This is a genomic window from Micromonospora sp. CNZ297, assembly GCF_007827625.1.
In genome coordinates this window covers 122371-144833 of record NZ_VISU01000004.1, presented here as the reverse complement: position 1 = coordinate 144833, position 22463 = coordinate 122371, and the positions used below count along the sequence as shown (strand labels likewise).

Annotated in this window: 21 protein-coding genes; 18 read left to right on the top strand and 3 right to left on the bottom strand. The window is 73.5% G+C overall.

The features are described from left to right. Positions 1 to 67: 67 nt before the first annotated feature. The 8 genes from infB to FB454_RS09490 all read left to right on the top strand — a co-directional run bounded on the left by infB (position 68) and on the right by FB454_RS09490 (position 8937). Entirely contained in the window at positions 68 to 3082 is a 3015-nt protein-coding gene (infB, locus tag FB454_RS09525) for a translation initiation factor IF-2 (protein ID WP_030269840.1), read from the top strand. Positions 3083 to 3164: 82 nt separating this feature from the next. Continuing rightward, entirely contained in the window at positions 3165 to 4208 is a 1044-nt protein-coding gene (locus tag FB454_RS09520; protein WP_145753104.1) for a TRM11 family SAM-dependent methyltransferase, read from the top strand. 41 nt (positions 4209 to 4249) lie between these two features. Further along, positions 4250 to 4543, top strand: coding sequence for a DUF503 domain-containing protein (locus tag FB454_RS09515; RefSeq protein WP_013284668.1), 294 nt, complete (start codon positions 4250 to 4252; stop codon positions 4541 to 4543). A gap of 181 nt (positions 4544 to 4724) precedes the next feature. Then, positions 4725 to 5216, top strand: coding sequence for a 30S ribosome-binding factor RbfA (rbfA, locus tag FB454_RS09510; RefSeq protein WP_013474438.1), 492 nt, complete (start codon positions 4725 to 4727; stop codon positions 5214 to 5216). Next, the gene (locus FB454_RS09505; RefSeq protein ID WP_013284670.1) at positions 5213 to 6259 is read left to right on the top strand and encodes a DHH family phosphoesterase; all 1047 of its coding nucleotides are present in this window, start codon (positions 5213 to 5215) and stop codon (positions 6257 to 6259) included. Before rbfA ends, FB454_RS09505 begins: the two co-directional genes overlap by 4 nt. A 145-nt stretch (positions 6260 to 6404) precedes the next feature. Next, a complete protein-coding gene (locus tag FB454_RS09500) occupies positions 6405 to 6812 on the top strand; it encodes a hypothetical protein (RefSeq protein WP_145822828.1) in 408 nt (135 codons plus the stop codon). Next, entirely contained in the window at positions 6812 to 7021 is a 210-nt protein-coding gene (locus tag FB454_RS09495; protein WP_030269837.1) for a DUF6186 family protein, read from the top strand. The genes FB454_RS09500 and FB454_RS09495 overlap by 1 nt, the downstream gene beginning before the upstream one ends. Positions 7022 to 7617: 596 nt before the next feature. Then, positions 7618 to 8937 carry an MATE family efflux transporter gene (locus tag FB454_RS09490; RefSeq protein ID WP_145753101.1) on the top strand — a complete coding sequence of 440 codons (1320 nt, stop codon included), beginning with the start codon at positions 7618 to 7620 and terminating at the stop codon, positions 8935 to 8937. A gap of 6 nt (positions 8938 to 8943) precedes the next feature. Here the strand turns inward: FB454_RS09490 and FB454_RS09485 are convergent, their stop codons facing one another. Continuing rightward, complete coding sequence (locus tag FB454_RS09485) at positions 8944 to 9939, bottom strand: hypothetical protein (RefSeq protein ID WP_145753098.1); 996 nt, start codon at positions 9937 to 9939, stop codon at positions 8944 to 8946. Between the two features lie 108 nt (positions 9940 to 10047). On the opposite strand from FB454_RS09485, the gene truB reads away from it, so the two are divergent. The 7 genes from truB (at position 10048) to FB454_RS09450 (ending at position 17800) form a co-directional block, all read left to right on the top strand. Then, positions 10048 to 10932, top strand: coding sequence for a tRNA pseudouridine(55) synthase TruB (truB, locus tag FB454_RS09480; RefSeq protein ID WP_013284676.1), 885 nt, complete (start codon positions 10048 to 10050; stop codon positions 10930 to 10932). Positions 10933 to 10964: 32 nt separating this feature from the next. Then, positions 10965 to 11891, top strand: a complete 927-nt coding sequence (locus FB454_RS09475) for a bifunctional riboflavin kinase/FAD synthetase (protein WP_013284677.1) — start codon at positions 10965 to 10967, stop codon at positions 11889 to 11891. A gap of 182 nt (positions 11892 to 12073) precedes the next feature. Further along, positions 12074 to 12343, top strand: a complete 270-nt coding sequence (gene rpsO / locus FB454_RS09470) for a 30S ribosomal protein S15 (protein WP_013284678.1) — start codon at positions 12074 to 12076, stop codon at positions 12341 to 12343. Between the two features lie 220 nt (positions 12344 to 12563). Next, the gene (locus FB454_RS09465; protein ID WP_013474443.1) at positions 12564 to 14933 is read left to right on the top strand and encodes a polyribonucleotide nucleotidyltransferase; all 2370 of its coding nucleotides are present in this window, start codon (positions 12564 to 12566) and stop codon (positions 14931 to 14933) included. Between the two features lie 121 nt (positions 14934 to 15054). Beyond that, positions 15055 to 16422, top strand: a complete 1368-nt coding sequence (locus tag FB454_RS09460) for a M16 family metallopeptidase (RefSeq protein ID WP_041784159.1) — start codon at positions 15055 to 15057, stop codon at positions 16420 to 16422. Between the two features lie 72 nt (positions 16423 to 16494). After that, positions 16495 to 17256: a 4-hydroxy-tetrahydrodipicolinate reductase gene (dapB, locus tag FB454_RS09455; RefSeq protein ID WP_145822827.1), complete on the top strand. Its 762-nt coding sequence runs from the start codon at positions 16495 to 16497 to the stop codon at positions 17254 to 17256. A 76-nt stretch (positions 17257 to 17332) separates the two neighbouring features. Further along, the gene (locus FB454_RS09450) at positions 17333 to 17800 is read left to right on the top strand and encodes a GNAT family N-acetyltransferase (protein WP_013474446.1); all 468 of its coding nucleotides are present in this window, start codon (positions 17333 to 17335) and stop codon (positions 17798 to 17800) included. A gap of 203 nt (positions 17801 to 18003) precedes the next feature. On the opposite strand, the gene FB454_RS09445 is transcribed toward FB454_RS09450, so the two are convergent. Further along, positions 18004 to 18588, bottom strand: coding sequence for a GNAT family N-acetyltransferase (locus FB454_RS09445; protein WP_145822826.1), 585 nt, complete (start codon positions 18586 to 18588; stop codon positions 18004 to 18006). 35 nt (positions 18589 to 18623) lie between these two features. On the opposite strand from FB454_RS09445, the gene FB454_RS09440 reads away from it, so the two are divergent. Further along, a complete protein-coding gene (locus tag FB454_RS09440; RefSeq protein ID WP_145822825.1) occupies positions 18624 to 19928 on the top strand; it encodes a glycosyltransferase family 87 protein in 1305 nt (434 codons plus the stop codon). Here FB454_RS09440 and FB454_RS09435 read toward each other — a convergent pair. Continuing rightward, the gene (locus FB454_RS09435; RefSeq protein ID WP_013284685.1) at positions 19833 to 20378 is read right to left on the bottom strand and encodes a GNAT family N-acetyltransferase; all 546 of its coding nucleotides are present in this window, start codon (positions 20376 to 20378) and stop codon (positions 19833 to 19835) included. The two genes, FB454_RS09440 and FB454_RS09435, sit on opposite strands and share 96 nt — an antisense overlap. Before the next feature lie 79 nt (positions 20379 to 20457). Here FB454_RS09435 and FB454_RS09430 point away from each other — a divergent pair, with 79 nt between their 5' ends. Then, the gene (locus tag FB454_RS09430) at positions 20458 to 21687 is read left to right on the top strand and encodes a winged helix-turn-helix domain-containing protein (RefSeq protein ID WP_013284686.1); all 1230 of its coding nucleotides are present in this window, start codon (positions 20458 to 20460) and stop codon (positions 21685 to 21687) included. After that, a complete protein-coding gene (locus FB454_RS09425) occupies positions 21677 to 22315 on the top strand; it encodes a DUF2752 domain-containing protein (RefSeq protein ID WP_145822824.1) in 639 nt (212 codons plus the stop codon). The genes FB454_RS09430 and FB454_RS09425 overlap by 11 nt, the downstream gene beginning before the upstream one ends. Positions 22316 to 22463: the final 148 nt, after the last annotated feature.

Below are 22463 nucleotides of genomic sequence, written 5' to 3'. Positions count from 1 at the left end.
CAGGCTTCAAGTGCAGGAGTGAGGTCGCTGCGGGTGCTGCCCGCACGACCTCGGAGTGAGGAGTGCAGTGGCAGGAAAGGCCCGCGTACACGAGCTTGCCAAGGAGCTCGGGGTCGAAAGCAAGACCGTTCTCGCCAAGCTCAAGGAAATGGGCGAGTTCGTGAAGTCCGCGTCCAGCACCGTCGAGGCGCCTGTCGCCCGGCGGCTGCGTAGCGCGTTCGTAGCCGGTTCGTCGGCGCCTGCCGGCCCGCCGGCTGCCGCGCCCAGTGGCCCGGCACCGACCCCGACGCCCACCCCGACCCCGGGTGCCCCCCGGGTCTCGGCCAAGCCGATGCCGCCCCGGCGTCCGGCCGCGCCGACCCCTGGACCGAAGCCCAAGGGCCCGGTCCCCGGCCCGCCGCAGCCGGCGACTCCGGTCGCCAAGCCGGCGAGCGCGCACGACATCGAAGTGGCGGCCGCCGAGGCGCGTGCCGCTGCGCTCAAGGCTGAGCAGGAGGCCGCGGTCAAGGCCGCCCAGGCCGCCCGTCAGCAGCAGCGCGAGACCGTACGCCGGGAGCCTCCGGCCGAGGGCGGTGCTCGCCCGGGTCCGCGTCCCGGCCCGAACGCCATGCCGCCGCGTCCGGGTTCCCCGGCCGCCGGTCGTCCCGGCGGTCCGGGTCAGGGTCAGGGCCCCGGTGCCCGGCCCGGCGGTCGTCCGCCGGCGCGTGGCGCCGGTAACAACCCGTTCGGCATCCAGGGCGGCCAGCAGCAGCGGCCCCCGGCCGCCGGTGCGGGCGGTCCCCGTCCCAGCCCGGCCGGCATGCCGCCGCGGCCCAGCCCGGCGTCGATGCCGCCGCGGCCGAGCCCGGCCTCGATGCCGAGCCAGCGCCCGACCACCGGCCGCCCCGGCGGCCCCGGTGGCGGTCGTGGCGGACCCGGTGGAGGCGCCGGTCGTCCGGGCGGTCCCGGCGGCGGTGGCGGTGGCTACCGTGGTGGACCCGGTGGCGGCGGCGGTGGCGGTGGCTACCGCGGCGGTCCCGGCGGCGGTGGCGGTGGCGGTGGCTACCGCGGCGGTCCCGGCGGCGGTGGCGGTGCTCCCGGCGGTGGTTTCCGTCCGGGTGGCCCGGTCGGCGGCGGTGGCCGTCCCGGCGGCGGTGGCCGTGGCCGTGGCGGTGGCGCGGCGGGTGCCTTCGGGCGTCCCGGCGGCCGGCCGACCCGCGGTCGCAAGTCCAAGAAGCAGCGCAGACAGGAGTTCGACAACCTGTCGGCCCCGACCATGTCCTCGGGTGCGCCCCGCGGTCAGGGTCAGGTCGTCCGGTTGTCCCGTGGCGCCTCGCTGTCGGACTTCGCCGACAAGATCAACGCCAACCCGGGTTCGCTGGTCCAGGAGATGTTCAACCTGGGCGAGATGGTGACGGCGACCCAGTCGTGCTCCGACGAGACCCTGCAGCTGCTGGGTGAGCACCTCGGCTTCGACGTGCAGATCGTCAGCCCGGAGGACGAGGACCGCGAGCTGCTCGCGCAGTTCAACATCGACCTCGACGCCGAGGTCGCGGCGGACCGCCTGGTCAGCCGTGCGCCGGTGGTGACCGTCATGGGTCACGTCGACCACGGTAAGACCAAGCTGCTCGACGCGATCCGCAAGGCGAACGTGGTGGCCGGCGAGGCGGGTGGCATCACCCAGCACATCGGCGCCTACCAGGTCCACGTCCCGCACGAGGGCGAGGACCGCGCGGTGACGTTCATCGACACCCCGGGTCACGAGGCGTTCACCGCCATGCGTGCCCGTGGTGCCCAGGTCACGGACATCGTGATCCTGGTGGTCGCGGCCGACGACGGCGTCATGCCGCAGACCATCGAGGCGCTCAACCACGCCAAGGCGGCGGACGTGCCGATCGTGGTCGCGGTCAACAAGGTCGACAAGCCCGAGGCGAACCCGGACAAGGTCCGCCAGCAGCTGACCGAGTACGGCCTGGTCGCCGAGGAGTACGGCGGCGACACCATGTTCGTCAACGTGGCGGCCAAGCCCGGCATCGGCATCGAGGAACTGCTCGAGGCCGTGCTGCTGACCGCCGACGCGTCGCTGGAGCTGACCGCTCCGATCGACGGGCCGGCGCAGGGTGTCGCGATCGAGGCGCACCTGGACAAGGGCCGGGGCGCGGTGGCGACCGTGCTGGTGCAGAAGGGCACCCTGCGTGCCGGTGACTCGATCGTCGCCGGTGGGGCGCACGGCCGGGTCCGGGCCATGCTCGACGAGAACGGCAAGCCGGTCGATTCGGCTGGTCCGGCCCGTCCGGTCATGGTGCTGGGTCTGACCACGGTGCCGGGTGCGGGTGACACCTTCCTGGCCGCCGAGGACGACCGCACCGTGCGGCAGATCGCCGAGCAGCGTCAGGCACGGCGGCGGGCGGCGTCGTTCGCCAACTCCCGTGGCCGGGCCACTCTCGAGACGCTCATGGAGCAGCTCAAGGAGGGCGAGAAGACCTCGCTCAACCTGGTGCTCAAGGGCGACGTCTCCGGTTCCGTGGAGGCGCTCGAGGACGCGCTGTTCAACCTCGACATCCCGGAGGAGGTCCAGCTTCGGATCATCCACCGGGGCGTGGGCGCGATCACCGAGAGCGACGTCATGCTCGCGAGCGCCTCGTCCGAGGCGGTCACGATCATCGGCTTCAACGTGCGGGCCTCGAACAAGGTCCGCGAGATGGCCGACCGCGAGGGCGTGGAGATCCGGTACTACACCGTCATCTACCAGGCCATCGAGGAGATCGACGCCGCGCTCAAGGGTCTGCTCAAGCCGGAGTACGAGGAGGTCGAGCTGGGCACCGCGGAGATCCGCGACGTCTTCCGCTCGTCCAAGATCGGCAACATCTCCGGCTGTATCGTCCGGTCCGGCCTCATCCGCCGCAACGCCAAGGCGCGGCTGCTGCGGGACGGGGCGGTCGTGGCGGACAACCTCACGATCAGCTCCTTGAAGCGGTTCAAGGACGACGCGACCGAGGTCCGCGAGGGCTTCGAGTGTGGTCTGACGCTGGGCGGCTACAACAACGTCCAGGTCGGCGACGTCATCGAGACGTTCGAGATGCGCGAGAAGCCGCGCGCCTGACGACCACGCGTACGACCGGCCGGCGGCCGGGGCCTTCGGGCCCCGGCCGTCGCCGTCTGTGCAGGCTGCGACAATCTGCGGCGTGATCCGGTACGCGCTGCTCCTCGCCCCCTCCGCCAACCGCGTCTACGCCGACGCGGCGGCCCGGCTGGCCCGCGCCGAACTGGCCGTGTTCGCCGGTTCCGGCGTGCTCGACGTCGTGCCGGCCGCCGCGGAGGTGACCGGGATCGGCGGGGTGGAGTACCTGACGTTCACCACCGCCGAACCGGGGCTGGGCGAGCGGGACCTGGCCCACCTGGCGAACCTGTCGGCCGCGTACGCGCTGTTCGAGCGGGTCGGCGACGACCTGCTGCGGCCGGTGCCGCTGCGCCCGCTGGCCCGGTACGACTCCGACCTGATCACCATCCCCAAGTACGCCGGAAAGACCAACGAGCAGTTCACCCGGCTGCTGCTCAACGTCACAGTGCTCGCCTCCGCCGCCGCGCCGCGGATGCTGGACGGGCCGGTGGTGGTGCTGGACCCGCTCTGCGGCCGGGGCACGACGCTCAACCAGGCGCTGATGTACGGCTACGACGGCATCGGCATCGAGCGCGACGGCAAGGACGTGGACGCGTACGCCGCGTTCCTGCGCACCTGGCTGCGCCGCAAGCGGCTCAAGCACACCGCCGAGTCGACGTCGGTGCGCCGGGACCGCAAGCTGGTCGCCCGCCGCTTCGAGGCCGTCGTCGCACCGTCGCGGGACGAGCACCGGGCCGGGGCCACCCAGCGCGTCATTGTGCTGAACACCGACACCACCCGGGCCCGCGAGGCGTTGCGCGCCCGCTGTGCGGACGTGATCGTCACCGACGCGCCGTACGGCGTGGCGCACGGCAGCCGTACCGACCACGGGTTGTCCCGCAGTCCGCTGGAGCTGCTCACCGCCGCCGTGCCCGTGTGGCGGGAGCTGCTGCGCCCGGGCGGGGCGCTCGGCCTGTCCTGGAACACGCACGTGGCCCCGCGGGCGCAGGCGGAGGCGGTGCTGGCCGACGCCGGGCTGCGCGTGCTCGACGGCCCGGGCTTCGGTGACTTCGCCCACCGGGTCGACCAGGCGATCGAGCGGGACGTGCTGGTGGCTGTCGCGCCTTAATCGCGTGCCGGGGTGCGCCGCCCGGCGTACCGTTGCTCGCCGTGTATACCGGAACCGCACTGTTCGACCTGTTGCTCCCGGGTGACTCCCGGTCCCTGAAGGCCAAGCGGTCCTACGTCCGGCCGATCGTCGCCGCGCTGCGCAAGTTCGAGGTCTCCGCCGCCGAGGTGGGGGCGCTGGACCTGCACGGCCGGGCCGAGATCGGGGTGGCGGTGGTGGCCGCCGAGCCGGCCCACGTCCGTGAGGTGCTCGACTCCTGCGAGCGGCTGGTCGCCGCCCGCCCGGAGACCGAGCTGCTGTCGGTGCGCCGTCGTCTGCACGGCGCGGACGACTGACGGCGCGTCGCGCGGCACTCCGGCCGTGCCGCGCGACGCCCGGCCGGGCGCGGGTAGTGTTCTTCAGCGTTGGGCGGTCGGACCCGGCGGCGTCCACGCGCCCGCCGTCTCCGGCCGACGGCCCGGATCGCCTGGTGATCCGGCGCCGTCATTGGTACAGGTGATCCCGGAGGTGGGGGACATGACGGATCAGGCAAAGGTTCGCCGGCACGCGGAGCGCATCCGGGAACTTGTCGCGTCGGTGGTGCGCAGCCAGATCAAGGACCCCCGGCTCGGCATGATCACGATCACCGACGCCCGGATCACCGCCGACCTGCGCGACGCCACTGTCTTCTACACGGTGCTCGGCGACGCGGCGGCCCAGGCGAGCACCGCCGCCGCGCTGGAGAGCGCCAAGGGCATGCTGCGCAGCACCGTCGGCAAGGCGCTCGGGCTGCGGCACTCGCCGACGCTCACGTTCGTCCTCGACGACGTGCAGGACCAGGTCAAGCACATCGACGACCTGCTCGCCGCCGCACGTACCGCCGACGCCGAGGTGCAGCGCCTCGCCGCCCAGGCCTCGTACGCGGGTGACGCCCAGCCGTACCGGGTCGAGGAGGAGGACGAGGACGGCGAGGACGCCCCGGCCGAGGACGAGGGCGACGACGAGCCGCGCGCCGGCGACCGTCGGTGACCGAGGCCGCCGCGGGTGGCGCGCCGGCCGGGCCCACCGAGACCGCATGGGCGGCCGCCGTCGCGGCGGTACGCGATCTCCCCGCCGACGCGCGGGTGCTGCTGATCTGCCACGTGAACCCGGACGGGGACGCGCTGGGCAGCATGCTCGGCTTCGGGCTGGGTCTGCGCCGGCTCGGCGTACGCGATCTCCAGGCCACCTTTCCCGGCCCGCCGGAGGTGCCGGAGCCGTTCCGGTGGATGCCCGGCGTGGACCTGCTGGTGCCGCAGGACGACGCGTACCCGGCTCCGGACCTGGTGATCTGCTTCGACGCGGCGAGCGAGTCCCGGCTGGGCGACCTGGCCGACCGGCTGGACACGGCCGGCACGTCGCTCGTGCTCGACCACCACGCCTCGAACAGCGGGTTCGGCCGGATCAGCCTGGTCGACCCGCACGCCGCCGCCACCTCCGTGGTCGCGCTGGAGCTGCTGGACCGGCTCGGCGTGACGCTGGACGCGGATATCGCGACCGGGCTGTACGTCGCGCTGACCACCGACACCGGCTCGTTCCGCTTCGAGGCGACCACACCGGCCGTGCACGAGACGGCCGCCCGCCTGATCGCCACGGGCATCAGGCCCGGTGACATCTCCCGGCGGATCTTCGACACCCGCCCGTTCGGTGCCGTCCGCCTCTTCGGCGAGGTGCTGGGCCGGGCCGCGCTGGAACCGGCGGCCGCCGCCGGGCACGGCCTCGTCTGGACGTACGCCACCCGCGACGACCTGGTCCGCCACGACCAGCCCGCGTACGTGCTGGAGGCGCTGATCGACTCGGTGCGCTGCACCGCCGAGGCGGACGTGAGCTGCGTGGTGAAGCAGTCGGGCGAGGCGGAGTGGGCGGTGTCACTGCGCAGCAAGGGCGCGGTGGACGTGAGCCGGGTGGCGGTGGCGCTCGGCGGCGGGGGGCACCGGTTCGCCGCCGGTTTCACCGGCCGGGGAGCGCTCGACGAGGTGGTCGGACGGATCCGCGCCGAGCTGGCCACCGGCGCGGTGACCCCCGTGGCGTGAGGCGCCCGGCTGGAGCGATATGTCCTTCTGGTCCGGTCGATCCGGTGCGGCGGCGATCGGAAGTGTGAGCTGATCGGCGCGTTTTCGGGGGATCACGACGCGTGCCGGGCTTTCCGCAGTGCGTCACGCTGGGGACAATCGGGTGATGGATCATCCCCGTGAGCTCACCGTCGAGGCGCCCCGGGCCTGGGACCGGCCGGTCGTCTCCGTGCCGGTGCTGATCTGCCTCTCTCTGGTCGGCGGCCAGATGCCGTCCTTCTCGACCGCGGCGAACCTCTACATCCTCACCACCGGCGGGGGGTTGATCTGGGTCGGCCTGAGCAACCGGGTGCCCCGGCGTCCGGCGCCGCGCCGGTTGCCGTCGGTCGCGCTCTGGTGGCTGGTCCCGGTGACCGTCTTCGGGGTCTTCGAGGGGGCGACGTTCGTGATGGCGGCGGGTGACGACTTCCCCACCTTCTCCCGGCTGGCCGATCCGCTGCTGGAGGACAACCTGGCCCGCTCGGCGGCCTGGTTCGCGTGGCTGTCCGCGTTCTGGGGACTGGTGCGCCGATGATGCGGGCACTGGCGATCGGCGGGTTTCTGGTCTCGATCGTGCTGTTCGCCGTGGTCGAGTGGGCCGCGCGCCGCGAGGGGTCGCGGATCCCGTCGCTGGCCGACGTCTGCGCGTTCGTGATGCGGTACGAGGTGGGCCCGGTGCCGGTCGGCCGGATCGGGCTGTTCGGCTTCTGGTGGTGGCTGGGCTGGCACTTCCTGGCCCGCTGACCGCCCTCGCCGGACCGGACGACGACGTTGATCTTTCCGCATTTCGGGAACAGCGGGCAGCATCTGGAAAGTGAACGTTAATTTGGGTGCGGGACCGGCGCTTCGCGGCGCTGGTCACGGGCGGTGGTGCCGCACCCGGCTTCGCCTCCCTCCAGGGTCAGACCGACCCGGGCTCCCGCTGCCAGGCGAGCCGCTCCGGTGATCCCGGACCGCTGCCGGGCGCTCAGCCGCCGACGACTTCCGGTCGCGGCGCGATTCGCTGTCGCGCCGATCCGGAGCGCCGGGCGCCCGTAGGACCGCCACGTCCCGGCGGTCCGCACCCTGGAAGGACCTTCAGATGCCGAGCAAGCGCAAGCCGCAGACCGAGACCACCACCGACGAGGCGCGCGAGCAGATGCGCCGCGCGCTGCAGACCTCGATGGACACCCGTCAGTGACATACGCCGTCCGGCGGTGACGCCGGCCGGGCCCGAGGACCACACCCCGGCCCGACGCCGACGTCACCGCCGCTCGGGAGCCCGCCCGCTTCCCGGCCGCTGTGGGTAAGTAGTCGCCTGCCTTGCGTGCCTTACTGGGGGCGTGCCAGGATCGGCGGCGATGAGCACCACCGCCACCTCCGTCACCGCCTCGCCGCGGCGGATCGCCGCGCTCGCGCTGCCCGCCCTCGTGGTGCTGGCCGCCGAGCCGCTCTACGTCCTGGTCGACACCGCAGTGGTCGGTCACCTCGGCCGGGTGCCGCTGGCCGCGCTCGCCGTCGGTGGCACGGTCATGACGCTCACCGCCTGGGTCGGGACCGTCGTCGCGTACGGCACAACGGGCCGCTCGGCCCGCCGCTTCGGGGCGGGGGACCGGGCCGCCGCGGTGGCCGAGGGCGTCCAGGCGTCCTGGCTCGCGCTCGCCACCGGAGTGCTGGTGGCGGTCGCCATCGGCATCGGTGGGGGCGCGCTGGCGCGTACCCTCGTCGGCAGCCCCGGCGAGGTGGCCGACGCCGCCGCCGGGTGGCTGCGGATCGCGGCGCTCGGCGCGCCCGGCCTGCTGCTCGCCGCCGCCGGCAACGGCTGGCTGCGCGGCATCCAGGACACCCGCCGCCCGCTGCTGTTCGTGCTCGGCCCGAACCTGCTCTCCGCGGTGCTCTGCCCGCTGCTCGTCTACCCGGCCGGGCTCGGCCTGGTCGGCTCGGCGGTGGCGAACGCGATCGCGCAGACGCTGTCCGGGGTGCTGTTCGCGGCGGCGCTGGTGCGGGAGCGGGTCTCGCTGCGCCCCCGGCCGCGGGTGATCGGTCAGCAGCTCGTGCTCAGCCGGGACCTGCTCGTGCGGGGCGTCGCGTTCCAGGCCAGCTTCCTGTCCGCCACAGCCGTCGCGGCCCGCTTCGGCGCCGCCGCGGTCGGCGCGCACCAGATCGCCGTACAGCTGTGGTTCTTCACCGCGCTGGTGCTCGACGCGCTGGCCATCGCCGCGCAGTCGCTGGTCGGCGCCGCGCTCGGCGGCGGCGACGCGGCGTCCGCGCGGTTCCTGGCCCGCCGCATCGCGCTGCTCGGCGGGCTGTGCGGCGTGGCCTTCGCGGTGCTCATCGCCGCCGGCGCCGGCGTCGTGCCGTCGTGGTTCAGCTCCGATCCGCAGGTACGTGAGCAGGCCATGACGGCCTGGCCGTGGTTCGTGGCGCTCCAGCCGATCGGCGGCGTGGTGTTCGCGCTCGACGGGGTGCTGATCGGCGCGGGCGACGTGCGCTACCTGCGCAACCTCACCATCGTGTGTGCGTTCGGCGGGTTCCTGCCGGCGATCTGGCTGGCCTACGGGTTCGACCTCGGGCTGGGCGGGATCTGGGCCGGACTGACGCTGTTCGTGGTGCTGCGGCTGGCCGGCCTGCTGCTGCGGATGCGCTCGGGTGCGTGGGCGGTGGTCGGCGCGGTGCGCTGACGCCGGTCAGCAGGTGTCCGGCAGATCGACCGTCTTGTCCGGGTCGAAGACCGCGTCCGGGTCCGGGTCGGCCGGCCCGCCGAACGACTGCTTGCCGAGCGCGAGCAGCCCCTTGTCCAGCGCGGCGCAGTCGATGTTGGAGGCGTACGAGTCGGCCCGCTCGATCCACAGCCCGGCGGAGGCAGTGGTCACGTCGGCCGGGTGCGGGATGCTCCACTTCACCGTGTCGTGGACCACCACGACGCCGTCGCCCGGCGTGGGGCTGGTGGTGGGGAACGCGTACGCCCAGACGAAGTTCGTGGTCACCTCCAGGATGCGGATGCCGTCCCGGTCCTTCGTCGCCCGGTAGCTGATCCGGCCCTTGACCCGGGGCTGGTCGGCGGTGAGCCGGGCGCCGGGGGCGAGCCGGGTCGCGTAGGTGCTCGCCTCGCCGGTGGGGAAGTCGTCGCGCACGCCGGCCCGCGCGTCCGGGGCGAACTGGCGCACCAGCCGCTCCGGGTCCTTCGCGGTGAAGAAGGTGCGGTCCAGCCGGGCGGTGACCAGCGCCTTGCGTACCTTGGCCAGCGTGTCGGCCACCTGCTTCTCGGTGAACGGGCCGGTGCGCTTGGCGCGGGGCAGCGCGATTCCCGCCGCGCCCTCCGGGAAGGCCGCCGCCGGGGTGCCGTCGAACGGGCCGGCGGCCGGCGGGGTCGAGGCCGACGAGGACGCCTGCTCACCGACCGGCAGGCTCACCGTGGGGTGTTCGGCGGCCGGTTCCCGCCAGCGCTGGAAGCCCTGGTAGCCGAGGCCCCCGACGAGCCCGAAGAACGCGAGCAGCACCAGCGCGAGTACGCCGCCGAGCAGCTTGCCGGAGTGCCCGCCGAGCGCGATCCGCAGGCGGTCCGCGCGGCCGGGCGGCACCTCGGGCTCGGGCCGGCGCAGCCACTCGGGCGCCCGTCCCAGCTCGTCCTCCGGCGGGCCGGCGGAGAAGGAGGGGTCGGGGGCGGAGCGGTGATCGGTCATCGGACTTCCCGGGCAGACGGGGCGCTGGCGCACGATCTTGACACCCCGCCGAAGCTGGGCGGTATCCCCCGCAGGGCCGATCACCGACGTCTGGCAGGCTTGGCGGTCGTGAGCACAGACGGTCTGATCGTGGTCGACAAGCCCGGCGGCATGACGTCGCACGACGTCGTGGCCCGCATCCGGCGGCTGGCGCGTACCCGCCGTGTCGGTCACGGCGGCACGCTCGACCCGATGGCCACCGGCGTCCTGGTGATCGGGGTGGGCCGGGCGACCCGGCTGCTCACGTACGTGATCGGCGCCGGCAAGAGCTACGCCGCGACGATCCGGCTGGGACAGGCCACGGTCACCGACGACGCCGAGGGCGAGGTGGTCGCGACCACCCCGGCCGGAGCGGTCACCGACGACGGGGTACGCGCCGCGCTGGCCGCCCTCACCGGCGAGATCGACCAGGTGCCGAGCGCGGTGAGCGCCATCAAGATCGACGGGCAGCGGGCGTACAAGCGGGTCCGCGACGGGGAGGCGGTCGAGCTGCCCGCCCGCCGGGTGACCGTGTCGCGGCTGGACGTGCTGGCGATCCGCCGGGACGTCCCGGACGTGGTGGACGTGGACGTGGACGTGACCTGCTCGTCCGGGACGTACATCAGGGCGCTGGCCCGCGACGCGGGCGCGGCGCTCGGCGTCGGCGGTCACCTCACCGCGCTGCGCCGGACCGCTGTGGGCGGGTTCACGCTCGCCGAGGCGGCCACGCTCGACCAGCTCGAGGAGCGCGCGCCGGACGTGGTGAACCTGCCGCTGGACGCCGCCGCCGCGCGGTTCTTCCCGCGCCGGGACGCCACCGCCGACGAGACCCGGGTGCTGTCCCACGGCGGGCCGCTCGCGCCCGCCGGGATCACCGGGCCGTACGCGGTCTTCGACCCGGCGGGCGGGCTGATCGCTATCGTCAGCGAGCGGGACGGTCGGGCCCGCGCGGAGATCGTGCTGGCCCCGGCCTGAACGGCGCGCGGGCGGACAGGGGGAGGAACGGCATGCAGCGGTGGCGGGGGTACGAGGCAGCGCCCGGCGGCTGGGGACGCTCGGTGGTCACCATCGGCGTCTTCGACGGCGTGCACCGGGGGCACCAGGCCACCATCGGTCACGCCGTGGCGCGCGCCCGGGAGCTGGGCGTCAAGTCGGTGGTGGTGACGTTCGACCCGCACCCGGCCGAGGTGGTACGCCCCGGCTCGCACCCGGCGGTCCTGACCGAGCCGGCCCGCAAGGCCGAGCTGATCGAGGCGCTCGGCGTGGACGTGCTCTGCGTGGTGCCGTTCACAGTCGAGTTCTCCCGGCTGCCACCCGAGGCGTTCGTGCACGACGTCCTGGTCGCGCACCTGCACGCCGCGCTGGTGGTGGTCGGTGACAACTTCCGGTTCGGGCACCGGGCCGCCGGTGACGTGCCGCTGCTGGAGCGGCTGGGCCGTACCTTCGGGTTCGCCGTCGAGGGGGCGCCGCTGGTCGCCGAGGCGGGGACCGTCTTCTCCTCCACGTACATCCGGTCCTGCGTCGACGCGGGGGACGTGGGCGCGGCGGCGGCGGCGCTCGGCCGCCCGCACCGCGTCGAGGGCGTGGTGGTCCGCGGCGACCAGCGCGGACGTGAGCTGGGTTACCCCACCGCCAACCTGCTGACCCACAGGTACGCGGCGGTGCCGGCCGACGGGGTGTACGCGGCCCGCCTGGTGCGCCGCGACGGCGAACCGCTGGCGGCGGCCGTGTCGATCGGCACCAACCCGACGTTCTCCGGCCGGGAGCGGCGGGTGGAGGCGTACGCGCTGGACTTCAGCGGCGACCTGTACGGCGAGCGGCTGGCCCTGGACTTCGTGGCGCACCTGCGTGAGCAGCGGACATACGACGCGATCGAACCGCTGGTGGCCCAGATCGCCGAGGACGTGGAACGCACCCGCCGGGCGGTGCTCTGACCGGCGCGGGGCCACCTTGACCGGCCGTCCGTCCCGAGGGCTGGTAGGCTGACGGAGACGTCGGCTGACCGACGGGGGCCTCGCGTGCCTGCACGACGCCGCGGGTGCGAGGAACCGGTCCGTTGCACCGGTCACCACGACCGCTCCGGACCTCATCGAATGACCCACGAAACAGGGAGAACATGGCGCTCGACCAGGAAGCCAAGGCCAAGATCCGCCAGGAGTACGCGACCGCCGAGGGCGACACCGGCTCGCCCGAGGTGCAGGTCGCGGTCCTGACCAAGCGGATCGCGGAGCTCACCGAGCACCTGAAGGTGCACAAGCACGACCACCACAGCCGCCGTGGGCTGCTGCTGCTGGTCGGCCGGCGCCGCCGGCTGCTGAACTACGTCCAGAAGAAGGACATCAACCGCTACCGGTCGCTCATCGAGCGGCTCGGCCTGCGCCGATGACCTGACGGGGGAGTGGCCGCCTGGCCGCTCCCCCGTTGCAGTACCACCGAAGAACCCGGCCGCGCGACACCCGAAGAGGGAGCCGGTCAGCACCGGTCTCCGGTAGTGGCCCCCGGGAATCCCGGCACGACGCCGGCCACCCCGGGCGCTTCGATCGAAGACCGGCCGCCTGAGCAGTTCCCGTGTCGTCGGCCGACGACGCGAAGGAGCACCACAGCACATGACCGAGACCAACCTCGGCACCGAATCCCGCACCGCGGTGATCGACAACGGGTCCTTCGGCACCCGTGAGATCACCTTCTCCACCGGCCGCCTGGCCCGTCAGGCCGCCGGCTCCGTCGTCGCCCAGCTCGGCGAGACGGTCGTCCTCTCCGCCACCACCGCCGGCAAGCAGCCGCGCGAGTCGTTCGACTTCTTCCCGCTGACGGTGGACGTCGAGGAGCGGATGTACGCCGCGGGCCGCATCCCCGGCTCGTTCTTCCGCCGCGAGGGCCGGCCCAGCGAGGACGCCATCCTCACCTGCCGGCTGATCGACCGGCCGCTGCGCCCGTCGTTCGTCAAGGGCCTGCGCAACGAGGTCCAGGTCGTCGAGACCGTGCTGGCGCTCGACCCGCAGCACCCGTACGACGTGGTGGCCATCAACGCCGCCTCGATGTCGACCAAGCTCTCCGGCCTGCCGTTCTCCGGCCCGATCGGCGCGACCCGGGTCGCGCACGTGGACGGCCAGTGGGTCGCCTTCCCGACCCTGGAGGAGCTGGCCCGGGCCACCTTCGACATGGTCGTGGCCGGCCGCACCCTCGCCGACGGCGAGGTCGCGATCATGATGGTCGAGGCCGAGGCCACCCCGAACGCGGTGGCCCTGATCTCCGACGGCGCCACCGCGCCGACCGAGGAGATCGTGGCCAGCGGCCTGGAGGCCGCCAAGCCGGCCATCCGTGAGCTGTGCCGGGCGCAGAGCGAGCTGGCCGAGGTCGCCGCCAAGCCGGTCAGCGAGTTCCCGGTCTTCCTGGACTACCAGGACGACGTCTACGACGCGGTGGCCGACGTGGCCCGCGCCGACGTCACCGAGGCCCTGAAGATCGCCGGCAAGGCCGACCGCGAGGAGGCCCTGGACCGGATCAAGGCCAAGGTCGCCGAGGAGCTGACCGGCCGGTTCGAGGGCCGCGAGAAGGAGCTGTCCGCCGCGTTCCGCTCGCTGACCAAGTCCGAGGTCCGCAACCGGGTGCTGCGCGAGCAGGTCCGCATCGACGGCCGCGGCCCGCGTGACATCCGTCCGCTGAGCGCCGAGGTCGGCGTGCTGCCGCGGGTGCACGGCTCGGCGCTGTTCGAGCGCGGCGAGACCCAGATCCTGGGCGTCACCACGCTGAACATGCTGCGCATGGAGCAGATGGTGGACACGCTGTCCCCGGAGAACCGCAAGCGCTACATGCACAACTACAACTTCCCGCCGTACTCGACCGGTGAGACCGGCCGGGTCGGCTCGCCGAAGCGTCGCGAGATCGGTCACGGCGCGCTGGCCGAGCGGGCGCTGATCCCGGTGCTGCCGTCGCGCGAGGAGTTCCCGTACGCCATCCGGCAGGTCTCCGAGGCGCTCGGCTCCAACGGCTCCACCTCGATGGGTTCGGTCTGCGCCTCGACGCTGGGCCTGCTCTCGGCCGGTGTGCCGCTGAAGGCGCCGGTCGCCGGCATCGCCATGGGCCTCATCTCCGACGAGGTCGACGGCAAGACCCAGTACGTGACGCTGACCGACATCCTCGGCGCCGAGGACGCGTTCGGCGACATGGACTTCAAGGTCGCCGGCACCCGTGACTTCGTCACCGCGCTGCAGCTCGACACCAAGCTCGACGGCATCCCGTCGGACGTGCTGGCCGCCGCGCTCCAGCAGGCGCACGAGGCCCGGCAGACCATCCTCGACGTGATGCAGCGGGCCATCGAGGCGCCGGCCGAGATGTCGGACTACGCGCCGCGGGTGACCACCGTGAAGATCCCGGTCGACAAGATCGGCATGGTGATCGGCCCGAAGGGCCAGACCATCAACGCCATCCAGGACGAGACCGGCGCCGAGATCTCCATCGAGGACGACGGCACCATCTACGTCGGCGCGACCAACGGGCCGTCGGCCCAGGCCGCTGTGGACCGGATCAACGGCATCGCGAACCCGACCCTGCCGAAGGTGGGCGAGCGGTTCCTCGGCACGGTGGTGAAGACCGCCGCGTTCGGCGCCTTCATCTCGCTCCTGCCGGGCCGTGACGGCCTGCTGCACATCTCCAAGGTGGGCGACGGCAAGCGGGTCGAGAAGGTCGAGGACTTCCTCAACGTCGGCGACAAGGTCGAGGTGGAGATCGCGGACATCGACGCCCGCGGCAAGATCTACCTGGACAAGATCCGTCCGGAGGGCGCCGAGGCGCCGGCCGCCGGTGAGGCAGCCGGTGGCGACCGTCCGTCGGGCCGGGACCGCGGCGGCGACCGTGGCCCGCGTGACCGCGGTGACCGGGGTGGCGAGCGCCGCTCCGAGGGTGGCGAGCGCCGCTCCGAGGGTGGCGAGGGCGGCGGCGAGTCCCGTCCGCGTCGCCGGACCCGGCACAGCTGATCCACCGACCGGCCCGGGTGACGTCCGCGTCGCCCGGGCCGGCCCACGGCTCCAGGTCGCCTGCGCGAGCTGGAGCCGTCGTACGTCCCGCCGTTCCTCGTCATCCGGAGAGCAGGTTCTCGTGAGTTCGTCAGTCGCCTCGACGGGACGGGGGGTGGCGTCGACCGGTTCGGCGGCCCGCGCGGTCACCCGGACGCTCAGCGACGACCCGCTCGGCGGCACCGTCCGCCGTACCGTGCTGCCCAGCGGGCTGCGGGTGCTCACCGAGGCGATCCCGGCGATGCGCAGCGTGTCGTTCGGCATCTGGGTGGCGGTCGGCTCGCGCGACGAGACCGGCTCGCAGGCCGGTGCCGCGCACTTCCTGGAGCACCTGCTGTTCAAGGGCACCAACAAGCGCAGCGCGCTGGAGATCTCGTCGCAGATCGAGGCCGTGGGCGGCGAGACGAACGCCTTCACCACGAAGGAATACACCTGCTACTACGCGCGGGTGCTGGACGAGGACCTGCCGCTGGCCATCGACGTCATGTGCGACCTGGTCGCCGACTCGGTGCTGACCGCCGCCGACGTGGAGACCGAACGCGGCGTCATCCTCGAAGAGATCGCCATGCACGACGACGAGCCCGGCGACGAGGTGCACGACCTGTTCGCCCGCGCCGTCTACGGCGACCACCCGCTGGGCCGGCTCATCTCCGGCACCGAGGAGACGGTCACGCCGATGACCCGGCGGCAGATCCAGGGCTTCTACCGCCGCCGCTACACCGCGCCGCAGATCGTGATCGCCGCCGCCGGCAACCTCGACCACGCCGCAGTGGTCAAGCTGGTCCGGCAGGCGCTGCGCGGCACCCCGCTGGACACCGACCCGGCGTCGCCGGCGCCGCACCGCGCGGCCACCCCGACGGTACGCACCAAGCCGGCCACCACGCTCGTCGAGCCGAAGGAGACCGAGCAGGCGCACGTCATCCTCGGCTGCCCGGGGATCGACCGCACCGACGACAGGCGGTTCGCGCTCGGCGTGCTCAACAACGTGCTCGGCGGCGGCATGTCCAGCCGGCTGTTCCAGGAGATCCGGGAGCAGCGTGGCCTGGCGTACTCGGTCTACTCCTACGCCAGCCAGTACGCCGACAGCGGCGTGTTCGCCGTCTACGCCGGGTGCGCGCCGGGCAAGGTGGACGAGGTGCTGGACCTGACCCGCGCGGAGCTGGCGCGGGTGGCAGCCGAGGGGATCACCGAGGCGGAACTGGCCCGGGGCAAGGGGATGAGCAAGGGCTCGTTCGTGCTCGGGCTGGAGGACACCGGCTCGCGGATGAGCCGGCTCGCCAAGGGGGAGCTGCTCTACGGCAACCTGATGCCGGTGGACGACCTGCTGGCCCGGGTGGACGCGGTGACGCTCGACGACGTGAACACGCTCGCCGCCGACCTGCTCGGCCGGCCCATGTCGCTTGCCGTGGTGGGTCCGTTCGACTCCGGCAGCTTCACGGCCACGAGCTGAGCGCCCCACCGGTCCTGAGCGCCGCGCCGGTCCGCCGGATCCCGTGCCGGGCGCTGGGATAGGTTGTGGCCCGTGACTGAGCAGCAGAAGACGGCGGCCCGGGTCGGTGTGCTCGGTGCCCGGGGCCGGATGGGCATGGAGGTCTGCAAGGCGGTCGGCTCCGCCGCCGACCTGGAGCTGGTCGCGGCCGTCGACCAGGGCGACGACCTGGACGCGGTGGCGCAGGCGGGTGCCGAAGTGGTCGTCGACTTCACCACCCCCGACGCGGTCATGGACAACCTGCGCTGGTGCGTCGAGCACGGCGTGCACGCGGTGGTCGGCACCACCGGCTTCACCGGGCAGCGGCTCGCCGAGGTGCGGGGCTGGCTCGCCGGCCGGCCCGGCGTAGGCGTGGTGATCGCCCCCAACTTCGGCATCGGCGCGGTGCTGATGATGCAGTTCGCGGCGCGCGCCGCCCGCTACTTCGAGTCGGTCGAGATCGTCGAGCAGCACCACCCGCGCAAGCTGGACGCGCCGAGCGGCACCGCCACCCACACGGCCCGGCTGATCGCCGCCGCCCGCGCCGACGCCGGCCTGGGGCTCGCGCCGGACGCGACCCGCGACGAGGTGGCCGGCGCCCGCGGTGCCGACATCGACGGGGTACGCGTGCACGCCGTACGCGCCACCGGCCTGGTCGCCCACCAGGAGGTGCTGTTCGGCACCACCGGCGAGACGCTCACCATCCGGCACGACTCGTACGACCGGGTGTCGTTCATGCCCGGCGTGCTGCTCGCGGTCCGGGAGGTGGGTCGCCGGCCCGGTCTCACAGTCGGCCTGGACGCCCTGCTCGACTGATCCGTCGCGCGGCGTGCTCCGGCCTGCTGCGGGAAACCGTTTTGCCTGGTCGGCGGCGTGGACCTAGGCTGCTTTCATGATCGATTCCGGACACTCCGACCGCACCGGCCGCCGGGTGACGCTGCGCCCGGTGGACGACGACAACTGGCGGGCCGTGGCGGACGTCGCGCCGCACGACGGCCAGCGCGCCTTCGTGGCCGCGCTGGCCGCCCGCTACCTGCTTCTCACCGAGCGCTCGGACGTCTGGAACTCGCTGGCCGTCTACGCCGACGAGACTGTCGTCGGCCACGTCATGTGGGGCGTGGACGACGACGAGTCGCGCTGGATCGGCGGCATGGTGATCGACGCCGCCGAGCAGGGCCGGGGCCTGGGCCGCGCCACAGTGCGGACGCTCGCCGACTGGCTCGCCGAGGCGGGCCGGCCGATCCGCCTGAGCTACCACCCCGACAACAAGCCCGCCGCCGCCCTCTACACGTCCCTGGGTTTCCACCCCACAGGCGCGATGGAGGACGAAGAACTGGTAGCCGAACTCCCCCCAGCCTGACCCCCACCCTCACCCTCACCCTCACCCCCCGGGCCTGTACCTGGTCGATCATGAGGTTGGCGGCAGTTGGGGAGATCGAAAAGGCCGCCAACTTCATGATCGACTGGATCGGGGCGGGGTGCGGCGGGTGGGGTGGCGGTCCTGCCCCGTGCCGGGACCGCCGGCCCACCCACGCGAGGGTGGACCGGCGAGACGAGCAGAACTCATCGCTGCGGCGGAAGATTTTCCTCCGGGACTGCCACGTGCAGGCGGATCTGGGAGACCAGCATGTCGTCCACGTCCAGCGCGCGGGCCGCTCCGTCCGGCTCCCAGCCGGTCGAGCCGAGGAACTTCCGGGTCGCGGCGTCGGCGTCGAACGCCCACGCCACCGCCCGGGTCAGACCGTCGGCGCGCCAGTGGTCGACGGCCGCGGCGAGCAGCCGGCTGCCGTGCCCGCGCCGCCCCCACCGGGGCTCGACCAGCAGATCCGTGACCGCGGCGACGTCCGAGCCGAGCGCCTCGGCCGGCTCGTCGGGGGCGAGCGCGTCGGCGTCGGCCGGACCGGAGGCGACGAACCCCACCAGATAGGATTGCGCCGCCTGTTCGACGGCGACCAGCACCCGGTGCGCGCCCGAGGGCGGCTCCTGCACCGCCGCACTCCACCGCCGCGCGAGGTACGCCTCGTCGAGGTTGTCGAGCACGTGCCGTGGCAGGATCCGGCGGTACGCGACCCGCCAGGTCGCGAGCTGGATGCGTGCGATCTCGCCGGCGTCCTCGGGACGCGCGGGCCGGACGTAGCCTGCAGCCATGGCACGTGAGCCTACGCAGGGCGAGGAGGGTGACGGTGGCGCAGGGTGCCGGGCGGACGATCACGCAGGTCGTCGCCGTGGTGGCGCTCGCCGCGGCGGTCACCGTGTTCCTCTCCGTGGCGGCCGTGCGGCACGGCTTCTTCGACCTCCAGGTCTACTACGGCGCGCTGACCTACTGGGCGCGTGACGGCGGGGAGATCTACGACTTCTTGCGCCCCGGCACGCAGTACGGCTTCACCTATCCGCCGTTCGCCGCACTGGTGATGCTGCCGATGGCGTACCTGCCGTGGGGCGCGGCGATCGTGGTGAGCGTGACCGCGACGGTGCTGGCGAGCGCCGTGGTGATCTGGCGGCTGCTGGACCCGGTGGCCCGCCGGTCCGGCTGGACCCGCTGGTTCGCGCTCGCTGTGGCGCTCTGCCTGGCGGCCGCGTACGAGCCGATGCGCGAGACGGTCAACTTCGGCCAGGTCAACATGCTGCTGCTGTTCCTGGTGGCGGCGGACCTGCTGTGGCTGCTGCCGGCGCGCAGCCGCTGGGCGGGCGTGGGCATCGGCCTGGCCACCGCGATCAAGCTGACGCCCGGCATCTTCATCGTCTACCTGCTGGTCACCGGCCGCTGGCGGGCCGCGCTGACCACAGTCGGCACGGCCGCCGTCGCCACGCTCGTGGCCGCCGGTCTCTTCCCCGACGCGTCCCGGGAGTTCTGGACCGAGGCGCTGTGGAACACCGACCGGGTCGGTGAACTGGCGTTCGTCTCCAACCAGTCGCTGCGCGGGGTGGTCGCCCGGCTCGACCCGCAGCACCCGAGCACGATCGCCTGGCTGGTGCTCGTACTCCTGACGCTCGTGGTGTGGGCGTGGCGTTCGCGGGCGGCGGTGGCCGCCGGCGACGAGGCCACCGGCCTGGCCCTCACCGGTGCCGTGATGTGCCTGGTCAGCCCGGTCACCTGGGTGCACCACCTGGTCTGGCTGCTGCCCGGCCTGATCCTGCTCGTCGACAACGGCATGGCGGCGCCCGCGCGCAGCCGCCGGCGCCGTCTGCTGCTGGCCGCCGCGTTGATCGGGTACGCGCTGCTGTGCAGCCGGATCGTCTGGTCCTGGGAGAAGGACTTCACCGGCGTGGACGGCTTCCTCGGCAGCAACACGTACGTGTGGATCAGCCTGGCGCTGCTGCTCGGGCTGCCGATCCGGCGCTGGCTCACGCCGGCCGGAGGCGGGCGTCCCGGCGACGGCGTCCCGGCCGGGTCAGCCTCCGGTGGTGTACCGCAGCTCCCGGAGCAGGATCGGGGTGCGGCCACCGGACAGCGGCACCGGGTAGGCGGACTCCTCACCGTCCGGTGAGTGCCCGGCCCGCTCGTAGAAGCGGCGCGCCCGGGCGTTGTCGGCGAGCACCCAGAGCCGGTACCCGGTCCAGCCCCGCTCGGCCAGGCCATCCCGGGCCGCCGCGAGCAGCGTCCGGCCGGCGCCCGAACCCCAGTGCGCCGGTTCCAGGTAGATCGCCAGCAGCTCGCCGTGCGCCGGGTCGAGGTCGCCGCGGTCCTGGTTGTTCCGGTACGGCCCGAACGTGGTGAACCCGACGATCGTGCCGCCGTCCACGGCGACGAGCGTGGTGAACGGGTGCTCCGGGTCGGCGGTGCCGAGGTCGCGGCGGCGCTGCGCCCAGGCGCGCGGGTTCAGCCGGCTCAGCACCTCCTCGGGCATGATCCCGGCGTACCCGGCCTGCCAGCCGTGGACGTGCACCCGGGCGATGGCCTCGGCGTCGTCCGGTTCCTCCCGGCGAATGGTGAGCACCTGTCCGTTCTATGCCCCGGCGGGCGATCGGTCCAGCCGCCGCTCCCGATGTCGTACCGCTGGATTAGGGTCGCCGACGATGGCCGTACCGGAATCGCTCTCCCTCGCCCAGGCCCGCCGGATCGCCCTGGCCGCCCAGGGCTTCGCCGACCCGGCGCCTTCAGGCGTGCCCACCCGCCGCCACCTGCGCCGGGTGCTCGACCGGGTCGGGCTGATCCAGATGGACTCGGTGAACGTGCTCCAGCGCGCGCACTACCTGCCGCTCTACAGCCGGCTCGGGCCGTACCCGACCGCCCTGCTGGACACCGCCGCCTACCGCCGCCCGCGTGAGCTGTTCGAATACTGGGCGCACGAGGCGTCGCTGGTCCCGGTGGGGCTGCACCCGGCGTTGCGCTGGCGGATGGCGAAGGCCCGCGACGAGGCGTGGGGCGGCATGCGCCGGATCGCCGAGGAGCAGCCCGAGCTGGTCGCCTGGGTCCGCGACGAGGTGGCCGCCCGAGGGCCGCTGACCGCGGCCGAGATCGAGCACGACGCCCCGCGGGAGACCGGCAACTGGGGCTGGAACTGGTCGGCCGTGAAGCGGGCGCTGGAGTTCCTGTTCTGGGCCGGCGAGGTCACCGCCGCCGACCGCACCAACTCGTTCGCCCGCCGCTACGACCTGCCCGAGCGGGTGCTCCCGGCCGCCGTGCTGGACGCGCCCACCCCGGGCGACGCCGAGGCGCACCGGTCGCTCGTGTCGATCGCCGCCCGCTCGCTCGGCGTCGCCGCCGAGACGGACCTGCGCGACTACTTCCGGCTGCCGGTCGCCGGGGCGCGGCGGGCGGTGGCCGAGCTGGTCGAGGCGGGCGAACTGACCCCGGTCACGGTGCAGGGCTGGCGGCAGCCGGCCTACCTGCACGCCGACGCGCGGCTGCCCCGCTGGGTACGCGGCAACACGCTGGTCAGCCCGTTCGACCCGCTGGTCTGGGAGCGGGCGCGCACCGAGCGGCTGTTCGGCTTCACCTACCGGATCGAGATCTACGTGCCGGCGCCCCAGCGGGTCTACGGCTACTACGTGCTGCCGTTCCGACAGGGCGAGCGCTTCACCGCCCGCGTCGACCTGAAGGCCGACCGGAAGGCCGGGGCGCTGCTGGTGCCGGCCGCCTGGGTCGAGCCGGGCGCCGACCCGGGGGAGACGGCAGTGGCGCTCGCCGCCGAGCTCTACCGGCTGGCCGGCTGGCTCGGCCTGGACGCGGTCGCCCCGCCCGCCGCGGGCGACCTCGCGGGGCCGCTGGCCGCCGCGCTGGTGGGCGTGGCCGGTGTACGGTGAGCGCGTGACGAGCGTTGACCGGCCTGCCACCGCGCCCGACCCGCACCCCCAGCCGCACCCGCACGGGCACGCGCAGCCGGAGTCCGGATCGCCGTCGCACGCGCTCGCCGGCCCGCCAGCTCCCGTCGGGGCGCCCGGAGCGCCGTGGCCGGGTTACCCGGTGGCGTACCAGCCGGTCGAGGCCGACCGGTTCACCCGGATGGTGCTGCGCCTGCACGCCCGCGCCCCGCGCTGGGCGGTGCCGCTGGCCGCGCTCGGCTGCGTCGGCCTCGGCGTCGCGTACGCCCTGATCAGCGACCCGACCCGGAGCGACCCGGACGCCGCGCCGACCTGCCTGCTCAAGCTGACCACGGGGCTGGACTGCCCGGGCTGCGGCGGCACCCGCGCGCTCTGGTACGTGCTGCACGGCGACCTGCCCGCCGCCGCCCGGCACCACTTCCTGTTCATCTTCGCGCTGCCGTTCCTGGCCTGGCTCTTCGTGGCCTGGGCCGGCAACCGGGCGTTCGGCTGGAAGCTGCCCGAGGTCCAGTTCAGCCCCAAGGTCATCGGCGTGTTCCTGGCCGCGTGGGGGGTCTTCTCGGTCGTCCGCAACCTGCCCTGGTCACCCTTCACCTCGCTCTACGTCTAGCCCTCTCCGCCCTCTCCGCCGGAGCGCTCCCGCTATCCGGGTTCGATGTTCCGCAAAGCGGGATCGGAGAAGATCTTGGAAGCGCAGCGCTCCTATGGGGGCCATTTCCTACCAAGATCTTGAGAGCCGGAGCGGCGATATCGGACGA

Bases quoted from the DNA above. Each gene is read 5' to 3' on its own strand.
- FB454_RS09495 (WP_030269837.1), top strand. From the start codon at position 6,812: ATGCGGGCACTGGCGATCGGCGGGTTTCTGGTCTCGATCGTGCTGTTC.
- FB454_RS09475 (WP_013284677.1), top strand. From the start codon at position 10,965: ATGCAGCGGTGGCGGGGGTACGAGGCAGCGCCCGGCGGCTGGGGACGC.
- FB454_RS09490 (WP_145753101.1), top strand. From the start codon at position 7,618: ATGAGCACCACCGCCACCTCCGTCACCGCCTCGCCGCGGCGGATCGCC.
- FB454_RS09445 (WP_145822826.1), bottom strand. From the start codon at position 18,588: ATGGCTGCAGGCTACGTCCGGCCCGCGCGTCCCGAGGACGCCGGCGAG.
- rpsO (WP_013284678.1), top strand. From the start codon at position 12,074: ATGGCGCTCGACCAGGAAGCCAAGGCCAAGATCCGCCAGGAGTACGCG.
- FB454_RS09430 (WP_013284686.1), top strand. From the start codon at position 20,458: ATGGCCGTACCGGAATCGCTCTCCCTCGCCCAGGCCCGCCGGATCGCC.
- rbfA (WP_013474438.1), top strand. From the start codon at position 4,725: ATGACGGATCAGGCAAAGGTTCGCCGGCACGCGGAGCGCATCCGGGAA.
- FB454_RS09485 (WP_145753098.1), bottom strand. From the start codon at position 9,939: ATGACCGATCACCGCTCCGCCCCCGACCCCTCCTTCTCCGCCGGCCCG.
- FB454_RS09465 (WP_013474443.1), top strand. From the start codon at position 12,564: ATGACCGAGACCAACCTCGGCACCGAATCCCGCACCGCGGTGATCGAC.
- FB454_RS09450 (WP_013474446.1), top strand. From the start codon at position 17,333: ATGATCGATTCCGGACACTCCGACCGCACCGGCCGCCGGGTGACGCTG.
- FB454_RS09500 (WP_145822828.1), top strand. From the start codon at position 6,405: ATGGATCATCCCCGTGAGCTCACCGTCGAGGCGCCCCGGGCCTGGGAC.